Source organism: Moritella sp. 5, assembly GCF_018219455.1.
GTDB lineage: Bacteria > Pseudomonadota > Gammaproteobacteria > Enterobacterales > Moritellaceae > Moritella.
The window spans coordinates 1,566,660-1,588,696 of sequence record NZ_CP056122.1; the positions used below are offsets into that span (position 1 = coordinate 1,566,660).

Annotated in this window: 22 protein-coding genes; 10 read left to right on the forward strand and 12 right to left on the reverse strand. The window is 39.5% G+C overall.

Annotated elements, in window-relative coordinates; all coding sequences use genetic code 11:
* The first annotated feature begins 66 nt into the window (after positions 1–66).
* The 5 genes from HWV01_RS07140 to HWV01_RS07160 are packed head-to-tail and all read left to right on the forward strand — an operon-like array spanning position 67 to position 5,685.
* The gene (locus HWV01_RS07140; RefSeq protein WP_211674729.1) at positions 67–1,203 is read left to right on the forward strand and encodes an efflux RND transporter periplasmic adaptor subunit; all 1,137 of its coding nucleotides are present in this window, start codon (positions 67–69) and stop codon (positions 1,201–1,203) included.
* 49 nt (positions 1,204–1,252) lie between these two features.
* The gene (locus HWV01_RS07145; protein WP_249185469.1) at positions 1,253–2,479 is read left to right on the forward strand and encodes a TolC family protein; all 1,227 of its coding nucleotides are present in this window, start codon (positions 1,253–1,255) and stop codon (positions 2,477–2,479) included.
* Positions 2,476–3,693, forward strand: coding sequence for an ABC transporter permease (locus HWV01_RS07150; protein WP_211674731.1), 1,218 nt, complete (start codon positions 2,476–2,478; stop codon positions 3,691–3,693). The genes HWV01_RS07145 and HWV01_RS07150 overlap by 4 nt, the downstream gene beginning before the upstream one ends.
* Positions 3,694–3,743: 50 nt before the next feature.
* Positions 3,744–4,979, forward strand: coding sequence for an ABC transporter permease (locus tag HWV01_RS07155; protein ID WP_249185470.1), 1,236 nt, complete (start codon positions 3,744–3,746; stop codon positions 4,977–4,979).
* Between the two features lie 7 nt (positions 4,980–4,986).
* Entirely contained in the window at positions 4,987–5,685 is a 699-nt protein-coding gene (locus HWV01_RS07160) for an ABC transporter ATP-binding protein (RefSeq protein ID WP_211675720.1), read from the forward strand.
* 109 nt (positions 5,686–5,794) lie between these two features.
* Here HWV01_RS07160 and arsJ read toward each other — a convergent pair whose 3' ends face one another.
* The 4 genes from arsJ to HWV01_RS07180 form a co-directional block, all read right to left on the reverse strand.
* Positions 5,795–7,015 (reverse strand): organoarsenical effux MFS transporter ArsJ, encoded by a 1,221-nt coding sequence (gene arsJ / locus HWV01_RS07165; RefSeq protein ID WP_211674732.1) that lies wholly within the window; start codon positions 7,013–7,015, stop codon positions 5,795–5,797.
* The gene (locus HWV01_RS07170; RefSeq protein ID WP_211674733.1) at positions 7,012–8,019 is read right to left on the reverse strand and encodes an ArsJ-associated glyceraldehyde-3-phosphate dehydrogenase; all 1,008 of its coding nucleotides are present in this window, start codon (positions 8,017–8,019) and stop codon (positions 7,012–7,014) included. Before HWV01_RS07170 ends, arsJ begins: the two co-directional genes overlap by 4 nt.
* Positions 8,020–8,104: 85 nt before the next feature.
* Entirely contained in the window at positions 8,105–9,133 is a 1,029-nt protein-coding gene (arsB, locus tag HWV01_RS07175; RefSeq protein WP_211674734.1) for an ACR3 family arsenite efflux transporter, read from the reverse strand.
* A gap of 8 nt (positions 9,134–9,141) precedes the next feature.
* Positions 9,142–9,489 (reverse strand): metalloregulator ArsR/SmtB family transcription factor, encoded by a 348-nt coding sequence (locus HWV01_RS07180; RefSeq protein WP_211674735.1) that lies wholly within the window; start codon positions 9,487–9,489, stop codon positions 9,142–9,144.
* 302 nt (positions 9,490–9,791) lie between these two features.
* On the opposite strand from HWV01_RS07180, the gene HWV01_RS07185 reads away from it, so the two are divergent.
* Positions 9,792–11,399, forward strand: a complete 1,608-nt coding sequence (locus tag HWV01_RS07185; RefSeq protein ID WP_211674736.1) for a cation:proton antiporter — start codon at positions 9,792–9,794, stop codon at positions 11,397–11,399.
* 76 nt (positions 11,400–11,475) lie between these two features.
* Here HWV01_RS07185 and HWV01_RS07190 read toward each other — a convergent pair whose 3' ends face one another.
* Entirely contained in the window at positions 11,476–12,231 is a 756-nt protein-coding gene (locus tag HWV01_RS07190) for a YdcF family protein (RefSeq protein WP_211674737.1), read from the reverse strand.
* A 122-nt stretch (positions 12,232–12,353) separates the two neighbouring features.
* Positions 12,354–13,220 carry a LysR family transcriptional regulator gene (locus HWV01_RS07195; RefSeq protein WP_211674738.1) on the reverse strand — a complete coding sequence of 289 codons (867 nt, stop codon included), beginning with the start codon at positions 13,218–13,220 and terminating at the stop codon, positions 12,354–12,356.
* Positions 13,221–13,347: 127 nt separating this feature from the next.
* On the opposite strand from HWV01_RS07195, the gene HWV01_RS07200 reads away from it, so the two are divergent.
* Positions 13,348–14,268, forward strand: a complete 921-nt coding sequence (locus HWV01_RS07200; protein ID WP_211674739.1) for a DMT family transporter — start codon at positions 13,348–13,350, stop codon at positions 14,266–14,268.
* A gap of 714 nt (positions 14,269–14,982) precedes the next feature.
* Here the strand turns inward: HWV01_RS07200 and HWV01_RS07205 are convergent.
* The 3 genes from HWV01_RS07205 to HWV01_RS07215 all read right to left on the reverse strand — a co-directional run bounded on the left by HWV01_RS07205 (position 14,983) and on the right by HWV01_RS07215 (position 17,496).
* Complete coding sequence (locus HWV01_RS07205; RefSeq protein ID WP_211674740.1) at positions 14,983–15,879, reverse strand: hemolysin E; 897 nt, start codon at positions 15,877–15,879, stop codon at positions 14,983–14,985.
* A 280-nt stretch (positions 15,880–16,159) separates the two neighbouring features.
* Complete coding sequence (locus HWV01_RS07210) at positions 16,160–16,855, reverse strand: hypothetical protein (RefSeq protein ID WP_211674741.1); 696 nt, start codon at positions 16,853–16,855, stop codon at positions 16,160–16,162.
* Between the two features lie 470 nt (positions 16,856–17,325).
* Positions 17,326–17,496 (reverse strand): hypothetical protein, encoded by a 171-nt coding sequence (locus HWV01_RS07215; RefSeq protein ID WP_211674742.1) that lies wholly within the window; start codon positions 17,494–17,496, stop codon positions 17,326–17,328.
* 481 nt (positions 17,497–17,977) lie between these two features.
* Here HWV01_RS07215 and HWV01_RS07220 point away from each other — a divergent pair, with 481 nt between their 5' ends.
* Positions 17,978–18,184: a 2-hydroxymuconate tautomerase family protein gene (locus tag HWV01_RS07220; protein ID WP_211674743.1), complete on the forward strand. Its 207-nt coding sequence runs from the start codon at positions 17,978–17,980 to the stop codon at positions 18,182–18,184.
* Positions 18,185–18,193: 9 nt separating this feature from the next.
* Here the strand turns inward: HWV01_RS07220 and HWV01_RS07225 are convergent, their stop codons facing one another.
* Positions 18,194–19,147 (reverse strand): LysR family transcriptional regulator, encoded by a 954-nt coding sequence (locus tag HWV01_RS07225; RefSeq protein ID WP_211674744.1) that lies wholly within the window; start codon positions 19,145–19,147, stop codon positions 18,194–18,196.
* A gap of 191 nt (positions 19,148–19,338) precedes the next feature.
* Entirely contained in the window at positions 19,339–20,292 is a 954-nt protein-coding gene (locus HWV01_RS07230) for a LysR family transcriptional regulator (protein ID WP_211674745.1), read from the reverse strand.
* Positions 20,293–20,413: 121 nt separating this feature from the next.
* On the opposite strand from HWV01_RS07230, the gene HWV01_RS07235 reads away from it, so the two are divergent.
* Complete coding sequence (locus HWV01_RS07235; RefSeq protein WP_211675722.1) at positions 20,414–20,788, forward strand: nuclear transport factor 2 family protein; 375 nt, start codon at positions 20,414–20,416, stop codon at positions 20,786–20,788.
* Positions 20,789–20,861: 73 nt separating this feature from the next.
* On the opposite strand, the gene HWV01_RS07240 is transcribed toward HWV01_RS07235, so the two are convergent.
* On the reverse strand, positions 20,862–21,542 hold the full coding sequence (locus HWV01_RS07240; protein WP_211674746.1) for a 2OG-Fe(II) oxygenase: 681 nt from the start codon (positions 21,540–21,542) through the stop codon (positions 20,862–20,864).
* A gap of 148 nt (positions 21,543–21,690) precedes the next feature.
* Between HWV01_RS07240 and HWV01_RS07245 the strand changes: the two genes are divergently transcribed.
* Positions 21,691–22,032: a DUF4144 family protein gene (locus HWV01_RS07245; RefSeq protein WP_211674747.1), complete on the forward strand. Its 342-nt coding sequence runs from the start codon at positions 21,691–21,693 to the stop codon at positions 22,030–22,032.
* Positions 22,033–22,037 lie beyond the last annotated feature (5 nt).

Genomic DNA, 22,037 nt, shown 5'->3' on the forward strand with positions numbered 1-22,037 from the left:
TAAATAACGACTTGTAGTCATATGTTCATTGCGCATCATTCATCTCTATTGTACATGGAACATATTATGAAAAAACGCTGGGTCTTCATGGCTTTATTCACAGCATCGGTGATGGGAGTCGTGTATTACAATACGACTCAATCATTGAATAAAAATGACGAGTTGCCTTTAATTACTGCTTCATTAGGAACGATTGAAAAACAAGCTGTAGCAGTCGGTCAAATTGTCCCTGCACATTCAATCTCTATTAAATCTCAAATAGACGGTATTGTAGGTGAAATTTACCATCAAGTGGGTGATTACGTCACTGTGGGTACGCCACTGATTAAAGTCCGTCCAAATCCGACACCGGCAGCATTAACGTTGGCTAATACCGAATTAATGCGAAGCGAAGCAGTGCTAGAGTCGGCACTACAAAAATTAGATAATTTAAAACAACTTGTGTCGCAAAATATTATTCCAAAGAATTATGGAGAGTACATTCAAGCTCGATCTGATGTGAAGTCAAGCCAGGCAGATGTTCAGCAGAAGAAACAAAATTTCGATCTGATCCGCAGCGGTGAATCGTCAGTTGGTGATTCAAAGCTGACTTCTACAATTATAGCGCCAATTGATGGGACGATTTTAAACTTGAAGGTTGAGATTGGTGAACCGATTACGTCAACGGAATCAAGTCAAGCAGCAACAGAAATGATGTCAGTTGCGGATATGAAAGACATGATTTTTAAAGGTAGCGTTAGTGAACATGATGCCGCACAGTTGAAAGTTGGCACACCAGTTAACGTTATATTAGCACCTTACCCAGAAGTGATCATGAAAGGGACGTTAAGTAAAGTAGCTGTGCAGTCTGAGACGCTGAACGCAACGACGACGGATAGTAACAAAAGCTTTGACAATGGCTTTCAAGTTGAAGTTGGTAATATCCAGTTTCCGCAAGATATAACGATTCGTTCGGGCTTTTCTGCGACAGCGAAAATCATTCTTAAGCATGTTTCTGATGTTGTTACTATTCCTGAGCGGGTTTTAAATTTTAATGGTGAAATACCAGAAGTATGGATCCCAGACGAATCAGAATCAGGGTATTCAGTACGTGAAGTTAAATTAGGTTTGTCTGATGGCATTATAGTTGAGGTGCTTTCTGGTTTAGAAAGTGGGGAGGCCATTATCGATATTAGTATGATGATGGGAGAGCCAAATGAATAAGAAAAGGTCTGTTCGATTTCTTTGTTATAACTCATTTTTCGGACTTATTATGGCTAGTTTTAGCCCATCAAGTTTTGCGCTAACAATTGAGGATGCATGGAATGCTGCAAAGTATTACGATCCCATTTATCAGCAATCTCAATTGGATGAGCAAATCAGTGAAACAGGAATAAGATCGAGTCGAAGTGCATTACTCCCGAGCGCTGAAATAACGGCAAGCAGTAATTGGAATGATGGTCGCAGTAGTTCGAGTAGTTATGGTGTAAGAGTCAATCAAACGATTTGGGATAGCAGTAAGTGGGCGGCCTTGGACCAATCTCAGGCTGATTTTCTTGCTTCTAAATTAAAGTTTAAACAGAGCCATAACGATCTGGCTGCACGTCTTATTAATGCTTATTTAGCGCTTGCTCAGTCTCAAGGTGATTTGCGTTTAGCGCAGCAAAAATTCAACGAAGGAACTAAAATGTTACACATTACAGACCTTCGTTATAAAGCAGGTAAAATTCATTCAACAGAGCTTGAAGATATGCGGGCGAATAATGTTGATGAACGCGCTAATATCTTAGCAAGCCAATCTAAAGTTGCTGATATGAAGGCGGTATTAATCGCTTTAATTAATATTACTCCGCATGTCGTTTATGAAATTGATACGACTAATTTGACCCCGCCTAAGTTGATTGTAAACAGCGAAACTGCTTGGTTAAAGCTTGCCAGTGATAACAGTCCTGAACTGCTTGCGGCAAAACAGAATGTCCGGGTGGTTGAGTTTGGAAAGGACCAGGCGAAAGCGGGTTATTACCCCACGTTAGCTGGGTCTGTAGGTTACAGTAATAGTAATACAACCAATGATGAGTTTAATGCTAGCCTGAATCTTAGCGCGCCTTTGGACTTAAACGGCTCTACCAGTGCTAATGTTGACCGGGCTAAATTACAGGTACTGCGTGCCAAAGAAGAGGTACGAGCGATCGAAATACGAATTAACAGCACTATTTCAAATCGATATACTCAGTTATCGGTTGATTGGGAGCGTGTTGAAATTGCCCAGCAGCAAGTAGAATCTCGCTTGCGCGTATTAAAAAGCAAGCAAGTTGTTTACGATGCGGGCATGGCTGAAGTATCGGATGTTATCGATGCACATAACCGTCTTTTTGATAGTAAGAATATGCTTCAATCTTTATTTTACGAATACTGGGAACACCGTATTTCTTTGCTTAAGTCTGTAGGAAAGCTGGATGACAATACTATCAGTATGATCTCGCGGGCTTTGCAATCATGACCGGGTTATTGTCTCAAACGATTCAAACTTTACTTGCTCATCGCCTACGCAGCTTTTTAGCCGTTATTGCTATTGTATGGGGTGTTATCTCAGTATTAGTATTAGTGGCGTTAGGCGAAGGTTTTTATCAAACGAATACCAAGTCTTTTGCGCTATTAATGAGTGATACTCAAATGGCATTTCCGGGTCAGACGAGCAAGGCTTGGTACGGACTACCTGCTAGAAGAAATGTGTCTCCTTCCGAAAGTGACATGCGTGAACTATCTAAACAATCAGCCGTTCGTAATATATCAGTCGTTTATGGGAAATCGAATGTAAGAGTTACAAGTACGCAAGGGCGCTCGCTACCTGGATATGTGAGGGGGGTTGATAATCAGTTTTTCGAGTTACGAAGCCTGACATTAGCAAAAAAATCGCGGAGAATTAATCGTAGCGATTTAGACAACCACAATCGTGTTGCTGTGGTTGGCTGGCGGTTAGCTGATATTGGGAATCTAAAAGTTGGTGGAACATTGAATATTAGTGGTATTCCTTTTGTTGTTATTGGGGTAACAGAAAAAAGTGAAAGTGGTATTTCATTTAATAATGGAGAAAGCCAAGCTATGATCCCCAGTTCAACGTTTAATGATTTATGGAACATCAAACCTGCGATGTTATTAGTGTCGCCTGCTGAAGCTATTTCTGGCGTGATACTACGTAAGAGCTTGTTATCATTTTTTGCCAAGCAACAACATTTTGATCCCCGTGATAAAGACTCAATATATATACCAGATTTAGGTCGAAGAGCTGCATTCTTTAAGACGCTGTTACGTGGTATTCAGTTATTTCTTGGTGCAAGTGGCGCAATGACTTTAGCTGTTGGTGCTCTTGGTGTGGCCAATATTATGTTTTTGTCTGTTACTGAGCGCACGCGCGAAATTGGCGTTCGTTTAGCGATTGGAGCGACACCAAATAATATACTCGGACAATTTTTAGTTGAAGGTGTGATCTTAGTGGCTTGTGGTACGGCGATCGGCATTATTTCTTCTTATGGCATTGTTGCGTTATTGAATTATATTGGCATGCCTGAGTGGCTTGGTTTTCCAACGATAACGCTTGAGGCTGTTTGGATGTCGTTAGGTGTAATTACCGTACTTGCTCTTTTTGCTTCTTATTTTCCAGCTAGACGTGCTTCAAACCTTGTTCCTGTTATTGCTTTGAATGCGAGGGCTTGAGAATGTTACTCCCAATAAGACAAATTTTCCAGGAGATGGCTGCCGAAAAGTTGCGCCTTAGTTTAACCATTTTAGCCGTTGTGTGGGCAACGCTATGTATTGCTATTATGTTAGCTTCTGGTGAAGGCTTACGGCAAGGACTTATTCGAAGTTCTGAAAGTGGTAATGGCAAACTTATTTATTTGACAGGCGGCTACGCGACTAAAAATGTGGGAGATTTTTATATTGGTAAACAGCTTAAATTAAAGAGTGAAGATCTTAATGTTATTAAAGTGCTGCCGAGTGTTAAAAATGTCCAACCAAGTGCAAAATGGGATGAACGTGTGACGTTTGAGAATCGTCGAGCATGGCAAGTGCCGCTTGGTGTTTATCCTGGATACCAAACGATGACTGGTTTGAAAATTAGAGCCGGAGGACGCTGGTTTAATCCTATGGATATGAAGGAACAGCGTAAGGTCATTGTCATGGGTGAAAATGCCGCGATCTCTCTATTTAATCAATCGGATAGGTTTGACTGGATTAACACGCCTACTTTAAATGTTGACCCCGTGGGGAAAAAAGTCAAGGTAGGCAGTGAAGAATTCATCGTTATCGGGCTGATAAAAAGTAGCAGTGCAAATGTAGAGCAAGGAATTCCATTGAACGAGTCGATCTTTGTGCCGTTCTCTACTTGGCAGCGTTTTCATCAAAACAGCGCTATTTCTGCGCTCAATATTGAGCCTGTTAAGGAAGTGGACCGAAAGCAAGTTGCGGCCACAGTGAAACAAGTGATAGCGAGAAAGTATGGTGCAAGCGTCGAGGACAAGCAGTTGGTTCAGGTCCAAGATATGTTGTTGAGGCAAAAAACGATGCGTCGTTTCTTAATCGGTTTACAAAGTTTTTTAGGTATTATCGGGTTTGTTACTTTAGGTGTTGCGGGTATTGGGATCGCTAATGTGCTGTATGCAACGGTTAAGCGGGCTACTCGTGACATTGGCTTAAGAATGGCTGTAGGAGCAAGTCCTGCAACGATCAGACTTCATTATTTGACTCAGTCTCTTTTTACTATGGCAATTGGAGGGGGACTCGGATTAGGGCTGACTTTTGGCTTGATAAATTCGATTCAGGCGTTACCTATTTCGGGAAATCGTTTGTATGAAGAACTCGGAAAACCAACACCTGAACTCTCTTTTTCTATCATCGGCTTGGTTATTCTTGCCCTAAGTCTAGTCGGAGTCGCGGCGGCTTGGTTTCCTGCAAATAGGGCCGCCAGCATTACACCTTTAGAGGCGTTACAAAGTGAATGATAATAATATGATACCTACGGCTGAAACACTCGTTATTCTAAATGGGATCAGTAAGCATTATAAAAGTGGTGATGAAGAAATACGTGCCTTGGACCGTGTTTCTTTGTCGATAAATAAAGGTGAGTTTCTTTCTATATTAGGCCCCTCGGGCTCTGGTAAATCAACATTAATGAATATGCTCGGCTGTTTAGATAAACCAACCTTGGGTGAGTACTATTTGAATAGCCAAGATGTGTCCGCATTAAGCGGTAATCAGTTAGCAAAAATTCGTAATCTGAATATTGGATTCGTTTTTCAAAGTTTTAATTTATTGGAATATGCGAGTGCATTGGAAAATGTCGCTCTACCTTTGGTGTATCGAGGCGTAAAAGCAGCTGAAAGAAGGAAAAAAGCGGCTGCATTGCTTGAACGAGTTGGTTTGGGGGATCGTATGCACCATAAGCCTAATCAACTCTCAGGGGGTCAAAAGCAGCGAGTTGCGATTGCTCGCGCATTAGTTAATGATCCTCAAATAATCTTGGCGGATGAACCGACGGGAGCGTTAGATTCTAAATCAGGTGCCGAAATTGAAGCCTTGTTTAATGAATTGCACAGAGAAGGTCGAACCTTCATTATCGTCACTCATGATAATGCTTTAGCTCAGCGTACCAAACGTATTATCAATATCAAAGATGGAAAAATTGTTTCAGATGAACGTGTGGTTTAGTTTACGATTCCAGCTTAATGTTATGATGAAACCGCAATCTCAGGGCGCTTATTATGTGACGTGATAATACTTGGTAATAGCGTAAACTATTACCAAGTTATTTTGCGGTTTAGCTTGTCGGTGAGTCTTTTAGCTTTAATGCAATAATGGCTGAGAGGGAGATGAATAGCGCGGAAATCCATAAGCACATTTCCAAGCCGTACAGTTGAAATACCCAGCCCGATAATACAGTACCTATCAGCCGTCCCATTGCGTTAGCCATGTAGTAAAAGCCTACATCCATGGATACGCCATCACTGCTGGCTAAACTCACAATTAAGTAACTGTGTAATGATGAGTTGATGGCAAACAAGCCACCAAAGGTTAATAAGCCAACGATAATCGAGAATTGCACATAGAATTGATAATGCAGTGCAATGGCAATTAAAACTGGAATAATGGCTAAATAACCTGCCCATCGTGCTGCTGAACTTGGTGATGGTGATTTACCGGTGAAGCGTGGAGCGATTGACTGCACTATGCCATAACCGATAACCCAACTTGCCATAAAGCCGCCAACCCACCAATGATCCCAGTTAAAGCTTGTTGCTAAAAATACCGGGAGTGCAACGACAAACCAAACGTCACGGGCACCGAATAAAAACAACCGTGCCGCAGAGAGTAAGTTTATCGAACGACTCTTAGAAAATATTTCCGTAAATTTAGGTTTATTTTTGGCTTTACCTAGTTCGGCTTTTAAACTGATTAAACTCCACATCCAGACCACAGATAGCATTGCAGCCATGATCTGAATTGCACCTTGGAATCCCAGCGTGGTTAATAGGACACCACCCAAGAAAAAACCAACCCCTTTTAACGCATTTTTAGAACCGGTAAGAACCGCAACCCATTGGTACAGCTTGTTGTTACTGCCGCTATCATTACCTTTTGGAACCAGTAACTTAATGGCACTTTTGGCGCTCATCTTATTTAGGTCTTTAGCAATACCAGATAAGGCTTGTGCGATCATCACATAAACAACAGTCAGCATGTCAGCGGGTACGGTTAACATCATTAAGGCGACAATTTGCATCCCTAAACCAATGTTCATGGTTTTATTTAATCCCAGCCGAGCACCTAGCCAACCACCAATTAAATTAGTGATAACGCCAAATACTTCATAAAACAAAAATAACATGGCGATATTAAAAGGGCTGTAGCCAAGTTGATGGAAATACAGCACAACCAACATGCGCAATGCGCCATCGGTTAAGGTGAAAGCCCAATAATTACCGGTAATTATGAGATATTGTTTTATTTGTGGTGAAATACCCGCTAACGCTTTTATCATTTGTCTAAGCGACCTACCATTCGAGCCAATTCTGCGGCGCGATTTGCATAACCCCATTCATTGTCATACCAAGCATAAATTTTCACTTGCGTACCATTAACAACCATCGTTGATAAGGCATCAATGATGCTTGAGCGCGGATCGGTTTTATAATCAACCGATACTAATGGGCGTTCTTCATAACCAAGGATGTCTTTAAGTTCGTTTTCTGCCGCTTGCTTGAAGTAACTGTTAACTTCTTCTGCTGTTGTTTCACGTTCAACTTCAAAAACACAATCGGTGAGTGATGCGTTTGCTAGTGGCACTCGGATAGCATGACCGTTTAACTTACCAGTTAATTCGGGGAAAATATTGGTAATTGCCGTTGCAGATCCCGTCGTTGTCGGTATCAATGATGTACCACAAGCACGGGCACGACGTAAATCAGCATGTGGTGCATCCAGAATAGTTTGTGTATTTGTGATGTTGTGGATCGTGGTCATTGAACCATGTTTAATGCCCAATTTTTCTTTTAACACTTTAACCACTGGCGCGAGGCAGTTGGTGGTACAAGACGCTGCGGTAACAATAGGGTGGAGGTCTTTGTTATAAAGATCATCATTCACACCCATCACCACGTTTAACACACCTTCTTCTTTTACTGGCGCTGTTACAACTACGCGCTTAACACCTTGGTCTAAATAACCTTGCAGTAGAGCGGATGTTTTCATTTTGCCCGATGCTTCCAGTACCACGTCACACTGTGACCAGTCGGTATCGGTAATGGCGGTATTACGTGTACAAGGAATAAAGCGGTCTGCGATGATCATTTGATCGCCAAGATGTTCAGCTTGATGCTCCCAACGGCCATGAATAGAGTCAAAATTAAGTAAGTGCGCCAGTGTTTCTGCATTACCAGCAGGATCATTAATTTGCACAATTTCAATATCATCCCAATTAAAGGCTGCGCGCATTGCCAGACGACCCATACGGCCAAATCCATTTATACCGATTTTAATAGTCATTTTATTCTCCAAAATATAGATTATTTTAATTTGTTTTCTATTTAATTACTGCGTAGATTACTATTTTTATTAACGTAAGTTTAGTCTAAGACCTTGAATAGTTAAAAGAACCTTGGCTACGATTAATAATGGCTACGAGTGATAGCATAATAGGCACTTCAACGAGTACACCCACCACCGTGGCAAGTGCTGCGCCAGAATGCAGCCCAAATAACGAGATAGCAACGGCGACAGCGAGCTCAAAGAAATTGGAGGTACCAATTAAGCAGGCCGGACCTGCGATGTTATGCGGTAGTTTAAGGCGTTTTGCGGCGAAAAAAGTAATCGCAAAGATCATGTATGTCTGTAATGCCAGCGGAATAGCGATGAGAAGAATGGTCTTAGGATCGTTAAGTAAGGTGTTAGCCTGAAAACCAAACAGTAAAGCAACCGTGGCGAGTAGGCCTAAGATAGACCAAGGTTTTAGCTTTGCTAGCGCATGCTGAATTGCTTCTTTGTCGCTTGATTTATTTAATGTTTTACGTGTCAGGATACCTGCAATTAAGGGCAGTACAACATAGAGTAAAACAGATAACAGCAAGGTTTCCCAAGGTACGTTGATATCACTGACTTCCAGTAAAAATGCAGCGATAGGGGCAAATGCAAAGACCATAATAATATCGTTTACGGACACTTGCACTAAAGTATAATTTGCATCTCCTTTGGTGAGTTGTGACCAAACAAATACCATTGCAGTACAAGGCGCGACACCGAGTAAGATCATCCCCGCGATATATTCTTGTGCAGAGCTGGGGTCGACCATGTCAGCGAAAAACACTTTAAAAAATAACCAGGCAAAAGCAGCCATCGTAAAGGGTTTAATGATCCAATTAATGAATACGGTGAGGAATAATCCTTTTGGATTTTTGCCGACATCTTTAATGGCAGAAAAATCGATTTGTACCATCATTGGATAAATCATTATCCAGATAAAGACGGCGACAACTAAGTTAACATGTGCCATTTCTAAATCTGCAATTAACTGAAAAACGTCTGGTTGCCAAGCGCCTAAAATCACACCTGTGGTGATAGCAAGTGCTACCCATACTGATAAATACCGTTCAAATATACCCATGTTCGTTCTTACCCGCAGTGTTGTTGTGTTCTTTCTGGGCGTTTACCCATACCGTTTAGTCGTTGTATATCAGTACTTATTAAGCTGCCATTTTGTTGTGTGCTAAGATCTATAATGGTTTTTTGCCATTCAGGTAATTCTGGGTTAATTGCATAGAACACCCATTGTTTATACTTTCTATCAATTAATAAACCAGACTTACGGAGTTGAGATAAATTACGAGAAATGCTGGGCTGACTGGCTGTCACGGCTGAGATTAATTCACATACGCAAAGCTCTTTTTCAATATCAATTAACATTAATATTCTTAGACGAGTTTCGTCAGAAAGAATTTTAAAAAGTTGTGTCGGTTCCATATTGTGTACTCATATATGTTTTTTGTTATGTGATTAGTGTATGCGTCAATTGTTATATGTGTCAAATGTTATATTCGATCTGTGTTATATTAGTTTGATGGCTCAGATATAAATATGAGTGATATGTAATATAAATTTAATACCTAAGTGGTATAAAGAGATTGTTCTATGTCATTAATTATCTTAAAATTAGCAAGCTAATTTACTGCTTTAATTTAACCAATAAATATTATCGCTAATCATGCTCACGGTTATCATGTCGAGGGTATAGGCGCTAAGTCCAGCTTATATAGGTCTCGTTAATGGATACTACTCTTTTACTCTTTATCGCCACTGCATTCAGTTTTGGTATGCTTGTTAATCTTACCGGATTACCACCTATGGTTGGTTTCCTATTAGCGGGTTTTGCGCTTAATTTTTATGGTTTTGAAGCGACTGAAGGTTTGCAGACATTTGCAGATCTCGGTGTTACCTTGCTCTTGTTTTCGATTGGCTTAAAGTTAGATATACGTACTTTGTTTAAAGCCGAGGTATGGGGTGGGGCAAGTGTGCATATTTTTGCCAGTATTGCTTTTTATGCAGTCGTTTTATTTATCTTAAAACAAGTTGGTTTAACTTTTTTTACTAACCTCGATACCTTTTCACTGGTGCTTGTCGCATTTACATTAAGTTTTTCAAGTACTGTATTTGCAGTGAAAATCCTAGAAGAAAAGAGTGAAACAAACTCGTTATATGGTCGTATCGCGATTGGTATTTTGATCATGCAAGATATCTTTGCCGTGGTATTTTTAACTGTCTCAGTCGGTAAGATTCCGTCGCTGTTTGCTGTTATTTTATTAGCATTACCGTTAATTAGACCACTGTTGTTTAAATTGTTAGACAGAGTCGGCCACGGTGAATTGTTGGTTCTGTACGGTATTTTCCTTTCGCTTGTGCTTGGCGCTGGGTTGTTTGAATCGGTAGGTATGAAAGCTGATTTGGGTGCGTTGATTGCCGGTATGTTGTTAGCGGGTCACCCCAGTGCCAAACAGATGGCAAAGTCTTTGTTTAATATGAAAGAGATGCTACTTGTTTGTTTCTTCCTCAGCATAGGGTTAGGTGGACTCCCGACGGTAGATCACTTGTTTGTTGCAGGTATTTTGGCGGTCTTATTGTTTGGTAAAATAGCCTTATATTTCTTTACGTTGGCGAAATTTAAATTACGCGCTCGTACATCATTATTTGCGGCATTTTCGTTGGCAAACTACAGTGAGTTTGGTTTGATTGTGGCGGCGTTAGCGACTTATAAAGGTTGGTTATCACAAGATTGGCTGATTATTACAGCACTTGCGGTATCGCTTAGTTTTGTAATTGCCTCGTTGCTTAATAAGTATGCTGATGACATCTATAGTCGCTTTACCGATAAGTTAGCGCGTTTTCAGACTACGGATTTACATATTGATGATCGTCCGGTTTCCCTTGGTGATGCCGAGATCTTGGTGATGGGTATGGGCCGAATTGGTGCTGGTGCGTATGATGAATTGCAATCTCAATATGGTGGTAAGGTATTAGGCCTTGATTACAATAACCAAAAGACCTTGAATCATCTTGAATTAGGTCGACGAGTTATCACCGGTGATGCACTGGACACGGATTTTTGGAATAAGCTGGAAATGACTGACAACATCAAACTGGTGTTATTGGCCATGCCTGACCATCATGGTAATCACTATGCTGCGGAGCAGTTACAAAAGATGGACAGTTGTAGTTTCCAAGTTGCTGCGCTTGCACATTTTAAGAGTGATGAAGATGAGCTGAGAGCGCTTGGCGTGAATCCTGTTTATAACATGTATCAAGAAGCGGGAGCGGGTTTCGCTCACCATGTTTGGACTGAATTAAAAATTCCAACACGCCCTCCTGTCGATAGTTAATATAATCAATATACGAAGGTAACTAGCATGGCTCAATCAGTTCTAAGTTACCTTCGTTAGTACTTTGTAAGCTAAACTAGGCGTCTCCCGCGTTCGTGCGCTCTTGATTTGCGCCAATCATGTTGTAAATATCATATCGCCAAAAGCCAATCCATTCGTGCAGTGCAAAATCAGTCAGTGCAAAGTTATACCCAAGTGGGATGAATGATATATTTGCTGACATATAATCAGCTCTGATTGGGGTCGCATGTACACCGAAATGTTCAAAGTACAATAGACTACGTTTGATGTGTAACCCTGATGAGACTAAGACATTGTTGTCGAAATTACCTTTTCTGAGTATTTCACTGGTGAATTGTGCATTCTGCCATGTGTTAAGACTGTTTGGTTCGGTGATTATATCAACGGCATTAATACCAATAGAAACTAAGCGTTCCTTATAAACTGCGGCTTCTGTATCACCAAGTTTCTTTGTATCACCACCGCTTACAATGATTTTACATTGTTGATCACTGTCAACACATTCATTGTAAACTCTTGCAGCTTCGTAGATTCTTGCAAAAGAATAGAAAGGTGGCTCAATATTATCGCCAACCTTTTCTAGGCCTGCCCCCAGTAAGATAATAGCGTTATTTTCCTGCCAATGAATCGAGGTTTTAGCCACATAATCTTGTTGTAATTTATCCAATAAATATTTAGGCACGACCCCGATGCTGATAAGCACTGTAAGTAAAATTGTGCAGCATAATACGACTGACTTGGCGCGATGAACGTTAAATAAACGTAATAATAGGCTGATAATGATAAGTAAAGATATAAGCAGCAGGCTCATTGATTGTCCTTGTTGAAGTATGAAAAACACAGTATTTCATTGCAGTATAAAGTAATAAAATAATTTATCATTGTTTAAGTGGCTGGTCGGATGCTTATAAGTAACTGAAACTTATTGTTAAACTAGATGTTTGATGTTGCCATTAATATGTTCTTAAATGCTTCCATACTTGATTTTACCGAGTCCTTGCGCCAAATTAAATTCGTTGTTGTAGTACCGATCGCGGTCGGTAAAGGGTGTGTTTTAATACCTTCTTTAAATGGATATATCGTCAATAACTTTTCTGGCACAAAACCCACCCCCATACCCGCTGTTACGCAGTTTAATAACGCAGTATAGGAGTTTATTTCCACAATTTTGGGGTGCAGATCTGCTTGTTTTATCCAGTTAACTAAACGTGTGCGATAGACACATTGGGTTGAGAAACCCAGCAACGTGGGATTATGCCCTAAATCTAATGGTGAGTTAATATCCTCATTACGCAAGCTAGAAACCAGTACCAGGGTTTCGCTAAATACCGGCGTTATTTGCAGCCGTTGATCTTGAGGAGGATCAGATACGAGTGCTAAGTCTAATTGGCCATCAATAATCTGTTCGATGAGTATGCCTGTGGGGCTGGTCGTTACTTCTAATTCGACTTCAGTGTAGGTTTGATGAAAATCCATTAATACGTTAGATAGCCGTGATGCTGCGACAGCTTCGATACTACCCAAGCGCAGTCTACCTGATGGTGTCGTATTATTGATTTGTAGTATCGCAGACTCAGCCATAGCGAGAATTTCTTTAGCGTGATTAAAAAATTGTTCACCTGTGGGCGAGGGCCTTAACCGGTTTTTTTCTCGAATGAATAGATCGGTATTTAATTCGGCTTCTAATTTTTTGACTCGTGATGTAATGTTTGAAGGTACACGATTTAATGCATGTGCTGCAGGACTTATCCCGCCCATTTCGACTACAGCACAAAAAATAGTAAGATCAGACAATTCCACTCTTTATATCTCCACGTTAAACCGCATTACTTTCTCAAAATGAGAAAGATAGATTCACAATAATTCATTATTAATAACAGTATATTGCTTTTATACTCTAATTCATAAGCTTAGTTAGGAATAGATTATGGATAATTCAACACGCCAAGGCTATTTGGCTGCATTCGGGGCCGTGCTCATTTGGTCGGGGTTTATTTTAGTATCACGTATGGGTGGGATCAGTCCCTTGCTTTCGTATGATGTCATTGCCATTCGTTATGCAACCTGTGCGGCTTTGGTATTACCAATTTGGTGGTTTAAATTTAGGTTCAAATTATGGCAACCTAAGTTCATTGTTTGTAGCCTGTTTGGTGGTCTAGGATATGCGTTATTTGCCTTCCAAGGATTCGAAACGACACCCGGTTCACAGTCTGCGGTGCTATTACCGGGCTTGATTCCCGTGATGATTATTGTTTTGTCGGTTGTGGTTAACAAGCAAAAGCACGCTTGGAGTAAGTGGTTTGGTGTTGTGGTGATCACATCGGGTATCGCGGTGCTATTTTTACAAGAATTTTTAGCACAAGGCACATTATCGATTGGTCATTTAAGTCTTGCGGGTGCTGCGTTTTGTTGGGGGATATTTTCAGTATTACTGAGTCGTTGGCAGATCACGCCATGGCAAGCTACCGCAAGTCTGGCTATGATCACTTGCACCATTTACATGCCGATTTATTTACTCTGGTTACCTAAGAATATCAGTTTCGAATTAGTCAGTGCTGGATTGTGGGGGGATATTTTATTACAAAGCTTTTATCAGGGGTTCATGGCGACGATAGTACAGATGCTGTTATATGTTCGCGCTGTGCAGATTATTGGTGCGGCGAACATGGGCACTATGATGGCGATGGTACCGGTTATTGCTGGTGTGAGTGCGTTATTTGTATTTGATGAACCTGTTAAAGCAAGTTTGATCATTGCTATGACAATGGTGAGTATTGGTGTTTGGTTTGCTAATACTCAATACTTTGCTAATAAAAAATTAATTCATTCCACGAGTGAACGCGCATAAATTAATTATCTCGAACATATATAATGTAAAGAATGTTTATAGTATTAAAGTTTACAATATAATGACTTAGGGTGATTTTTTGGACTGTATGGATATACCGAACTATTTAATTTATTATTTAATTGATAACATATTTTGTCATGAAAGATAGAGTTGAAATTTATAGTGTAAACGGAATATCGGATATATGTATTGTTGATGAAAATAAGCTCATGACCCATATAAGTCATCGATTCCTGATGGCATATATTTCAGAATTCTCGAAATTATTCAGCCATGGTCAAATGAAAACCCTTTTAAGGTTCACGCCTTCGTAATCAGCTTTTAATTACTCGCAGACCAAATGATGCCCTAGATACAAGACAAAAGAAGCCATCTTAAAAACTAAAGTTCATGCAACTGGAATTAGCATTCAAATTTTCAAGTTATTAATAAATTACATTGAAACAGAGCGTGAAAAGTATTTAACAGTACCGCTTCAACGGTAATCTTAGTTAACACTTGACTAAAATCGAGTGAATTTTTTAAGATTTCAGGACATGGTCGGTTATCCTATCAATTTTCAGTCTCTCAACCATTATTTTACGACCAATCCATCGTTGCATAGTTGGAGAGCAGCGATGAATCGGTTTATAATTGAATTTGAAGACCATTTGGAAACACCATGTGAATGGTAATTACACAGAATTATTTACAGGGTCCGATAAAACAAAATTAACTTGAATGACGTTTTATATAGTCATTTGACTTCGCTAACAAATTATTTATAGCTTTCTCTATTAGAGTAACTAGCTGTACATTTAGTTTAAGATACATGTCGACACTTTCAGCGCTAACTTTTAGAGTTCCCAAAACTCTGGTTTCTTCTTGTAGTGACGCTTTAGCTTTTGTTATATCTTTACTTGCTGATGAAACTAGATCTTTTAAATTTTCAAAGGTTTCTTTTACTCTCCCCAATTTTTTGTGTAGCTCAGGAATCAATTTTCCTTCAACAACACCCGCAGCTATAGCATAAGCAATCGTAAGGCCAATAGGACCTGCAATAACGCCTACTGCAGAACCTGCGTAAGCTTCTGTTCTAATTTTGTCTACTTGAACTTGGAAATAGTCACTATTAGTATCAAAATCGATTCCAAGTCGATTGTTAAGCTCAACTAGTTTCCCCTGAGCAGAGTTAAAGCTAGCTGAGCTTTGGTCTAGAGAAGATTGGCTTTCATTAATGCTATTAATTCCATTTTCAATAACTTTTAATAGAATATTTTTTGTATCTTCAACATTACGATTACTATCTTTTAATAGGGATAAATATGCTGGTAATATTTGATTAAGTAACTCACACCATTCATATATTTTTTGTACTGATATTTGGTATTTATCCTTACTGTCTAGCAAAAGTTCAGTTACATTTCCAACTAGCTTCGCAGCTTCATAGCTGTAGTCAGTTTGAAATTTCGTCATCTCTTTAATTGTATTTTCAAATGTAGTCCATGGAATAACCGTATCTACAACTCGGTTGTAGAGATCTAAAGCCTTGTCAGCCGTCTCAATTATATTTTTTACATCATCAATATTAGCAGGCGTTAGTGTGAAAGAAGTCATGATATTTGTCATTCCTCATATCTTTTTTATGTAAAAATATTTTTGCTCGAATTACTTTTCGCAGCAAGAATGTCGTTTTAGTGTCAATGTTATATATGAAGCAAAGTGGTGCACTTAACAAGGTCAAATTAAAAGGCCTGACTCCGATAGAATATCGAAATCAGGCCTTACAAGCCGCTTAACTAAAATGTCCAATTTAATGGGGTCTCTTCAATCAATGCAATGATGCTGGCTTTTTTATTACTTCGACAAGCGGATAAAGTTTGATTGTTTTCTTATTTATTCAACAACGTTAACTTTTCACCAGATCAATCAAACTTGACATTTGCGGTTCCCAGTCACTACCGTATGTTGAACTCGGTGTATAACTCTCAAAATCGGGATTAGTAAACACCTCTTGAAAAAGAACTTCTTTATCTTCCATATAAAATTTTACATGAGCAATCACATCCTGCACGTCCTTATGCCTATATAACCAACGCAATTCTGCACTAGTTATACCGTCGCCATGTGGCGGTTTCTTTGACATGGCTTCACTGATCTCTAAATCCGTTAGGATAAAATGCACGATGCCCTTAGATTTAACCTGGAATTCCAGCCCAGCTTTACTTGTACGTTTCCATGCTTCTTTATATTCTTTTAGTACATCAAATTGAGAGGCAACATTATAACTGGAGTGTTCTTTCAAGAATTCTTTAAAAGTAATTCCTCGCTGACCGTCAACTAACGTAGTATTAATACTTTCATCACTAGAATACTCCTTAGGCGATTGCGGATTCCAGACTGCGTTAGTAATATCATTTTGAATTAAGATGTTATCTTTAGTTTTCTTTGTGTTAAGCAATCCACAGCTATAGGCCATTTTTATTGGCTTAGTTCGCTTTATATTTCGCTTCTCAAGTGTTTTTAATGCTGCTTTTCGAGGAGAATCTAAACCGTAAATTACATCTCCGTCTTGGAAATTATCTGCTAGCGTTTCGTAAGCCATTTCACACCTCTATTAATGTTTGGAAAGTAGGACTTTTTTCGTTGTAATCAGTCCCAGTAAAAAAAGATTGCATATGTATCACCTAAAAGAAGAAGGGGATGAGCCTTACTATAGCTTTATGATTACAAAGTAAAAACAGAGAAACAAAAAAACACAGTTAAGATAAATAGAACAATACTAAAAAATGTACAAGAATGGCAAGTCGCAAGGCACCCAAGCGTTTGATGAACCCGATTTACCTTACTGACGTAGAGTTTAAGGCAAGTTCATCTCGGGATTAAGAAGATGAACAATGTGACATTTCTAAATAAATAACCGATGTGACATTTTAAACGGGGTTTAATAAACAAATAACCAATACTGGCACCGCCATTGACGATGCCAGTGCTTTAGTCAAAAGCAAGGTGTGATTATCTTCCTGTTGGTTTACAAGATATTTCAAATGTATCGACATCAATCTTATATTGCTTTTACTCCAATAAATGATCGACTCTTGCGTTAAAACGATTCTTATCAACACCTGACTTTTGATTCACTTGGTCATGGTAAACAGCAGGAGCAATTAACGATCTTGTATTTCCGCGTAGAGCCTGCAATCGACCCTCAATTGATGTCGAGTTTATCTCATCCTTGTCAGTCATGCTCGACGGCAATTTGTGGATGTGCTTAGCCATTTTTCAGACGAGGTGAAAGGTATTTTAGATCGTTATGGCGAGATCTGGCATCTTGATGATTTGGCGACAGAGAAACAGTGCACAGCGGCAAGCTTATCATAATGAAAATTCGTTACCAATCATGGCAGAGATCCGCTATTGTGATAAGCATTACGAAGGATTAACGTGCTTTTGCACAACGCTAGGCGCACAATTGGATAATAATTTAATGGAGGCTGAATTAAAATTGGTGGTCAGGGATATATAAATGCGATGTTCCACAAAACGTTATCTGGTGCGAGTATCGGGGATGAGATCACCTCAATCATAGCTACAGCCAGTTGGGCAAGCACGAATATCTTTGTTCTTAAATAATTTTTAATAAGTAATTTTTTCGAGATTAAACGAAGTCTGTTATTTCAAGGTTAGATTATGGAATTCTGACCGTTATTACCAAAGGAGCTGTTAAATGCCGTATATCAATATTAAAATCACCGATGAGCAAGTAACGAAAGAGCAAAAAGCACAGTTAATCGCAGGTGCGACACAATTGCTGGTGGACGTATTGGGGAAAAACCCGAAAACGACCGTAGTGGTGATTGACGAAGTAAATACCGATAACTGGGGCATCGGTGGCGAAGTGGTGACGGCACTGCGCCAAAAATCTCAACCTTAGCTTTAACCATTACCCAAGCCGCTTAGCAATAGCTTCTATCGCCATAGTAACGCCAATCGGTACTGCAGCTTGATAAGAGTGCAATGCATAGACATTCACTTTATCAAGTTGGTAATCAGGTAACAATTCAGCTAATGCATGATTATGTTTCGCAAATATAAAGTCTGGAATAATACCAACACCAAATCCTTGTTCTAACATGTTAACGCAGGTGGGTAGGGTGTTGGCTTTATGGGTGGTTTTGAAACTCAGTTCACAGCGCTGCTTATTGGTTGCTGTAGATTCACGGTGTTTAAGGTTATTTATCTTAAGACTCAAGTTGTGATTAATCGACTTTTCTTGCCAATGATTCGCGACATACTTTATCCGAGTGAGTGAGAGCATTGTTGTTTCAGGCTCAATGTTATCTTCAACTTTTAATACGTTTATATCGGTTTGATGAGCATTAATGGTTTGGAGTGAGCCACAAAGTACATCTCTAAAATCACCAATCCGTTTTTGCTTGAGGTTACTTATATTCGATTCTCCAACACGTATCGCAATATCAATGCCTTCTTGCATTAAATCTAGCTGACGATCATGGCTAATTAATTCTAACTCCACATCTGGATGTGCACTAAATACATCGTGTAATGCGGGTAAGACTAGGTGTTCCATTAAAGCATGCGGTGCTGTTATCTTAATTAATCCTTGAGGAGACATTTGTAATTGTTGAGCGTCTTGCCATGCTTGCTCTGCAAGTTCGTGCATTGTGCAACATTGTTGATAGAAGTGTTCACCTGCCGAGGTCAGGCTTTGTTTACGTGTTGTACGCTTAAGTAAAGTGACTGCAAGTTCGGTTTCAAGGTGCTTAAGATGTTGGCTGACAACTGATTTCGAAACATTGAGTTTCTCTGCTGCTTTGGTTATTGATCCGAGCTTTACGACGTACATAAATACTGTCATTTTCTTAAGTTTACTCATCGTCGTTATCGCCTATATGTAAGATGATGCTTATTCTATCTTGATAGTTGTTCTGAACTTAACCTGGCAGGGTAATTGTTACATCAAAAAAAACAGAGGTTAATATCCTTTAATTCAATGTGTTAGTAAATAGAAATAGCATCAAAAAAACATCAAAAAATCATCATGAAAATCATAGCTTTAGTTGTCCATTATGCTAGCCTTTTGGCGATAGCTTCTATTGCCATCGTTACGCCAATGGGAACAGCCGCTTGATAAGAATGTAGCGCATACACATTCACTTTATCGAGTTGATAGTTGGGAAGTAGTTCAGCTAACACATCTGTATGTTTGGCAAAGATAAAATCTGGAATAATACCAACCCCAAATCCTTGTTCTAACATTGTTACGCAAGTAGGTAGGGTGTTGGCTTTATGATTGGCTTTAAAGGTAAGTTCGCAGCGCTGCTTATTAGCTTCTGTAGATTTACGGTGTTTAAGGTTACTTTTCTTAAGACTAAAATGATGAAGAATCGATTTTTCTTGCCAGTGATTCGCGACGTACTTTATCCGAATGAGCGAGAGCGTTGTTGTTTCAGACTCAATGTTATCTTCAAGTTTTAATGCGTCTATATCGGTTTGATGAGCATTAATGGTTTGCACGGAACCACAGAGTACATCTCTAAAATCGCCAATCCGCTTTTGTTTGAGGTTGCTTATTTTTGATTCGCCCACACGTATCGCAATGTCGATGCCTTCTTGCATGAGATCTAACTGGCCATCATGGCTAATTAATTCTAACTCGACATTTGGATAAGCATTAAATACGTCATGTAATGCGGGTAAGACCAGATGGTCCATTAAAGCATGCGGTGCTGTTATCTTGATTAATCCTTGCGGGGAGACTTGTAATTGCTGGGCGTCTTGCCACGCTTGTTCTGCCAGTTCATGCATGGTGCAACATTGTTGATAGAAATGTTCACCTGCAGGCGTGAGGCTTTGTTTACGTGTTGTACGCTTAAGCAAGGTGACCGCAAGCTCAGCTTCAAGCTGTTTCAAATGTTGGCTGACAACGGATTTAGATACGTCTAGTTTTTCTGCAGCTTTGGTTATAGAGCCTAGCTTTACTATGTGCATGAATACCGTCATTTTCCTAAGCTTAGTCATTGTGTATTATTACCTATGTTTAATTGTTCTATTTATCTTAACAGTGTTTCCTGATTGTGCTGTTTTTATTCTTCAATTATAGCGGTAAAGTAACACTCATACACTTAATAGGAGCAAGATGATGACACAAGAACAGATTTTATTAGCCTGTAAATCAGGAATAGCAGCATGGCAGAAAGCCTTTAATAATCAAGACGCAGCAGGTTGTGCAGCGCAATATGAAGAAGGTACGATTATGCATGCTCGTCCGTTTGGTACCTTTACCGGGCGTGAAGAGATCCAAACATTTTGGCAAGGTATCATCGATCAAGGTTTTAGCGACGTTGATTACACAGACGTTGAATGGGTAGCGATGAATGATGATAGCTATGTGTTAACAGCTAAATGGACGATGAATAAAGCGTTTGGTGCGGTGCATCACGAGCAATGGCGTATTCAAGCTGATGGCAGTGCGCAATTAGCGGCTGATGATTTTGAAGTGCAAGGTGAGCGTTAAATGACTGGTTGATGAACAACCTGCCTAATAGATAAAAAGACGAGAGATCGCAATATCACTCGTCTTTTTGTTTTTATGACGTTGGATCTATCGTGCCAGCAATTGAATTGTTCATTCTAAACCAACCCGCAATTGAATAGCGTGTTGATTCAGCGGCAAGTACTTCATGCGGAAAACGTTCACTTTCAAATACCACCAAGGTACCTGTTTTGGGGGCAACGCGTGCGATCACATCATTTGAATCTTTTGCATAGATGAGTAATTCACCACCAACACCGGGGGTGTTCAGGTAACAGACAGTGGTAAAGACACGGTTTGATTTACCTTTAAACGCATCTAGGTGTTTTTTATAAAAATCACCAATTTCATATTTCGCGTAATGACATTCATAATCAAATAAGCCTAAGAAAAAGTTACGATTAACTTCCAATCTAAGGTCGCTCATTAGCGCCATAAAATCAGTTTGGGCAGGACTTTCACCCGTTAACCACAAGGTTTTATCTTTGCGGATCTGAGTGTTTAATTGTGAGTCTTGCTGACGACCAATACCAGCGGCTTTAAATTCAGGTTGGTTTTCAAGGCAATCAGTCAGTAACTTTTCAATAATGCCTTCTGGAAGTGCATCTTCGATAACAGCATAACCATGCTTATGGATATTATCTAAAATAGTATCGATGGTGGTGCGAAAATTATTCTTTGCTCGTAACTGGGTTGTTTCCACATTTGTATAATATACAAGTAAATGATAGGCCATTATACTCAGTTTAATGCACATAAGTATGATTAAAGATAATATTCGCTTTGCTAGTGTGAATACTAAGCTTAAGCATTTGAATTTTATAACTGAAACATTAATAACAAGCTGCTACAGTGGGCTAATAGTAAACTATAGGAGTACCCAAATGGTAAAATGGCCTGCAGTGATCAAATATCACGGTGAAGATGAACTTATTTATGTTGAGTCGTTAACTGAGTGGAAAAATGACCCCGATTTATGCCTGCCTAATTATGAATCAGAAGATCGATTAATCGATGCGAGTGGTGCTTTATTTTCACTTCCTGCCGCGTCATCTCCTTCGGATACAGACATGTTTGTTTCTTTGTACTCTCGAATATTAGTGCCTGAATTTGTCGAATTGATTCGTAAGCATGCGGTGATTGAAAATTATTGCTGCTCTGCAAAGCTAAATGCCAAAACGTATCAGCAAGTGATGGCAATGGTGAAAGAAATCAACTTACTTTAGCTCGG

Excerpts from the sequence above, each read along its gene's own strand:
- HWV01_RS07185 (WP_211674736.1), top strand. The coding sequence starts at position 9,792 with ATGGATACTACTCTTTTACTCTTTATCGCCACTGCATTCAGTTTTGGT.
- HWV01_RS07190 (WP_211674737.1), bottom strand. The coding sequence starts at position 12,231 with ATGAGCCTGCTGCTTATATCTTTACTTATCATTATCAGCCTATTATTA.
- arsJ (WP_211674732.1), bottom strand. The coding sequence starts at position 7,015 with ATGATAAAAGCGTTAGCGGGTATTTCACCACAAATAAAACAATATCTC.
- HWV01_RS07245 (WP_211674747.1), top strand. The coding sequence starts at position 21,691 with ATGGTAAAATGGCCTGCAGTGATCAAATATCACGGTGAAGATGAACTT.
- HWV01_RS07240 (WP_211674746.1), bottom strand. The coding sequence starts at position 21,542 with ATGGCCTATCATTTACTTGTATATTATACAAATGTGGAAACAACCCAG.
- HWV01_RS07160 (WP_211675720.1), top strand. The coding sequence starts at position 4,987 with ATGATACCTACGGCTGAAACACTCGTTATTCTAAATGGGATCAGTAAG.
- HWV01_RS07145 (WP_249185469.1), top strand. The coding sequence starts at position 1,253 with ATGGCTAGTTTTAGCCCATCAAGTTTTGCGCTAACAATTGAGGATGCA.
- HWV01_RS07220 (WP_211674743.1), top strand. The coding sequence starts at position 17,978 with ATGCCGTATATCAATATTAAAATCACCGATGAGCAAGTAACGAAAGAG.
- HWV01_RS07210 (WP_211674741.1), bottom strand. The coding sequence starts at position 16,855 with ATGGCTTACGAAACGCTAGCAGATAATTTCCAAGACGGAGATGTAATT.
- HWV01_RS07215 (WP_211674742.1), bottom strand. The coding sequence starts at position 17,496 with ATGACTGACAAGGATGAGATAAACTCGACATCAATTGAGGGTCGATTG.
- HWV01_RS07235 (WP_211675722.1), top strand. The coding sequence starts at position 20,414 with ATGACACAAGAACAGATTTTATTAGCCTGTAAATCAGGAATAGCAGCA.
- HWV01_RS07225 (WP_211674744.1), bottom strand. The coding sequence starts at position 19,147 with ATGAGTAAACTTAAGAAAATGACAGTATTTATGTACGTCGTAAAGCTC.
- HWV01_RS07170 (WP_211674733.1), bottom strand. The coding sequence starts at position 8,019 with ATGACTATTAAAATCGGTATAAATGGATTTGGCCGTATGGGTCGTCTG.
- HWV01_RS07150 (WP_211674731.1), top strand. The coding sequence starts at position 2,476 with ATGACCGGGTTATTGTCTCAAACGATTCAAACTTTACTTGCTCATCGC.
- HWV01_RS07180 (WP_211674735.1), bottom strand. The coding sequence starts at position 9,489 with ATGGAACCGACACAACTTTTTAAAATTCTTTCTGACGAAACTCGTCTA.
- HWV01_RS07205 (WP_211674740.1), bottom strand. The coding sequence starts at position 15,879 with ATGACAAATATCATGACTTCTTTCACACTAACGCCTGCTAATATTGAT.
- HWV01_RS07200 (WP_211674739.1), top strand. The coding sequence starts at position 13,348 with ATGGATAATTCAACACGCCAAGGCTATTTGGCTGCATTCGGGGCCGTG.
- arsB (WP_211674734.1), bottom strand. The coding sequence starts at position 9,133 with ATGGGTATATTTGAACGGTATTTATCAGTATGGGTAGCACTTGCTATC.
- HWV01_RS07230 (WP_211674745.1), bottom strand. The coding sequence starts at position 20,292 with ATGACTAAGCTTAGGAAAATGACGGTATTCATGCACATAGTAAAGCTA.
- HWV01_RS07140 (WP_211674729.1), top strand. The coding sequence starts at position 67 with ATGAAAAAACGCTGGGTCTTCATGGCTTTATTCACAGCATCGGTGATG.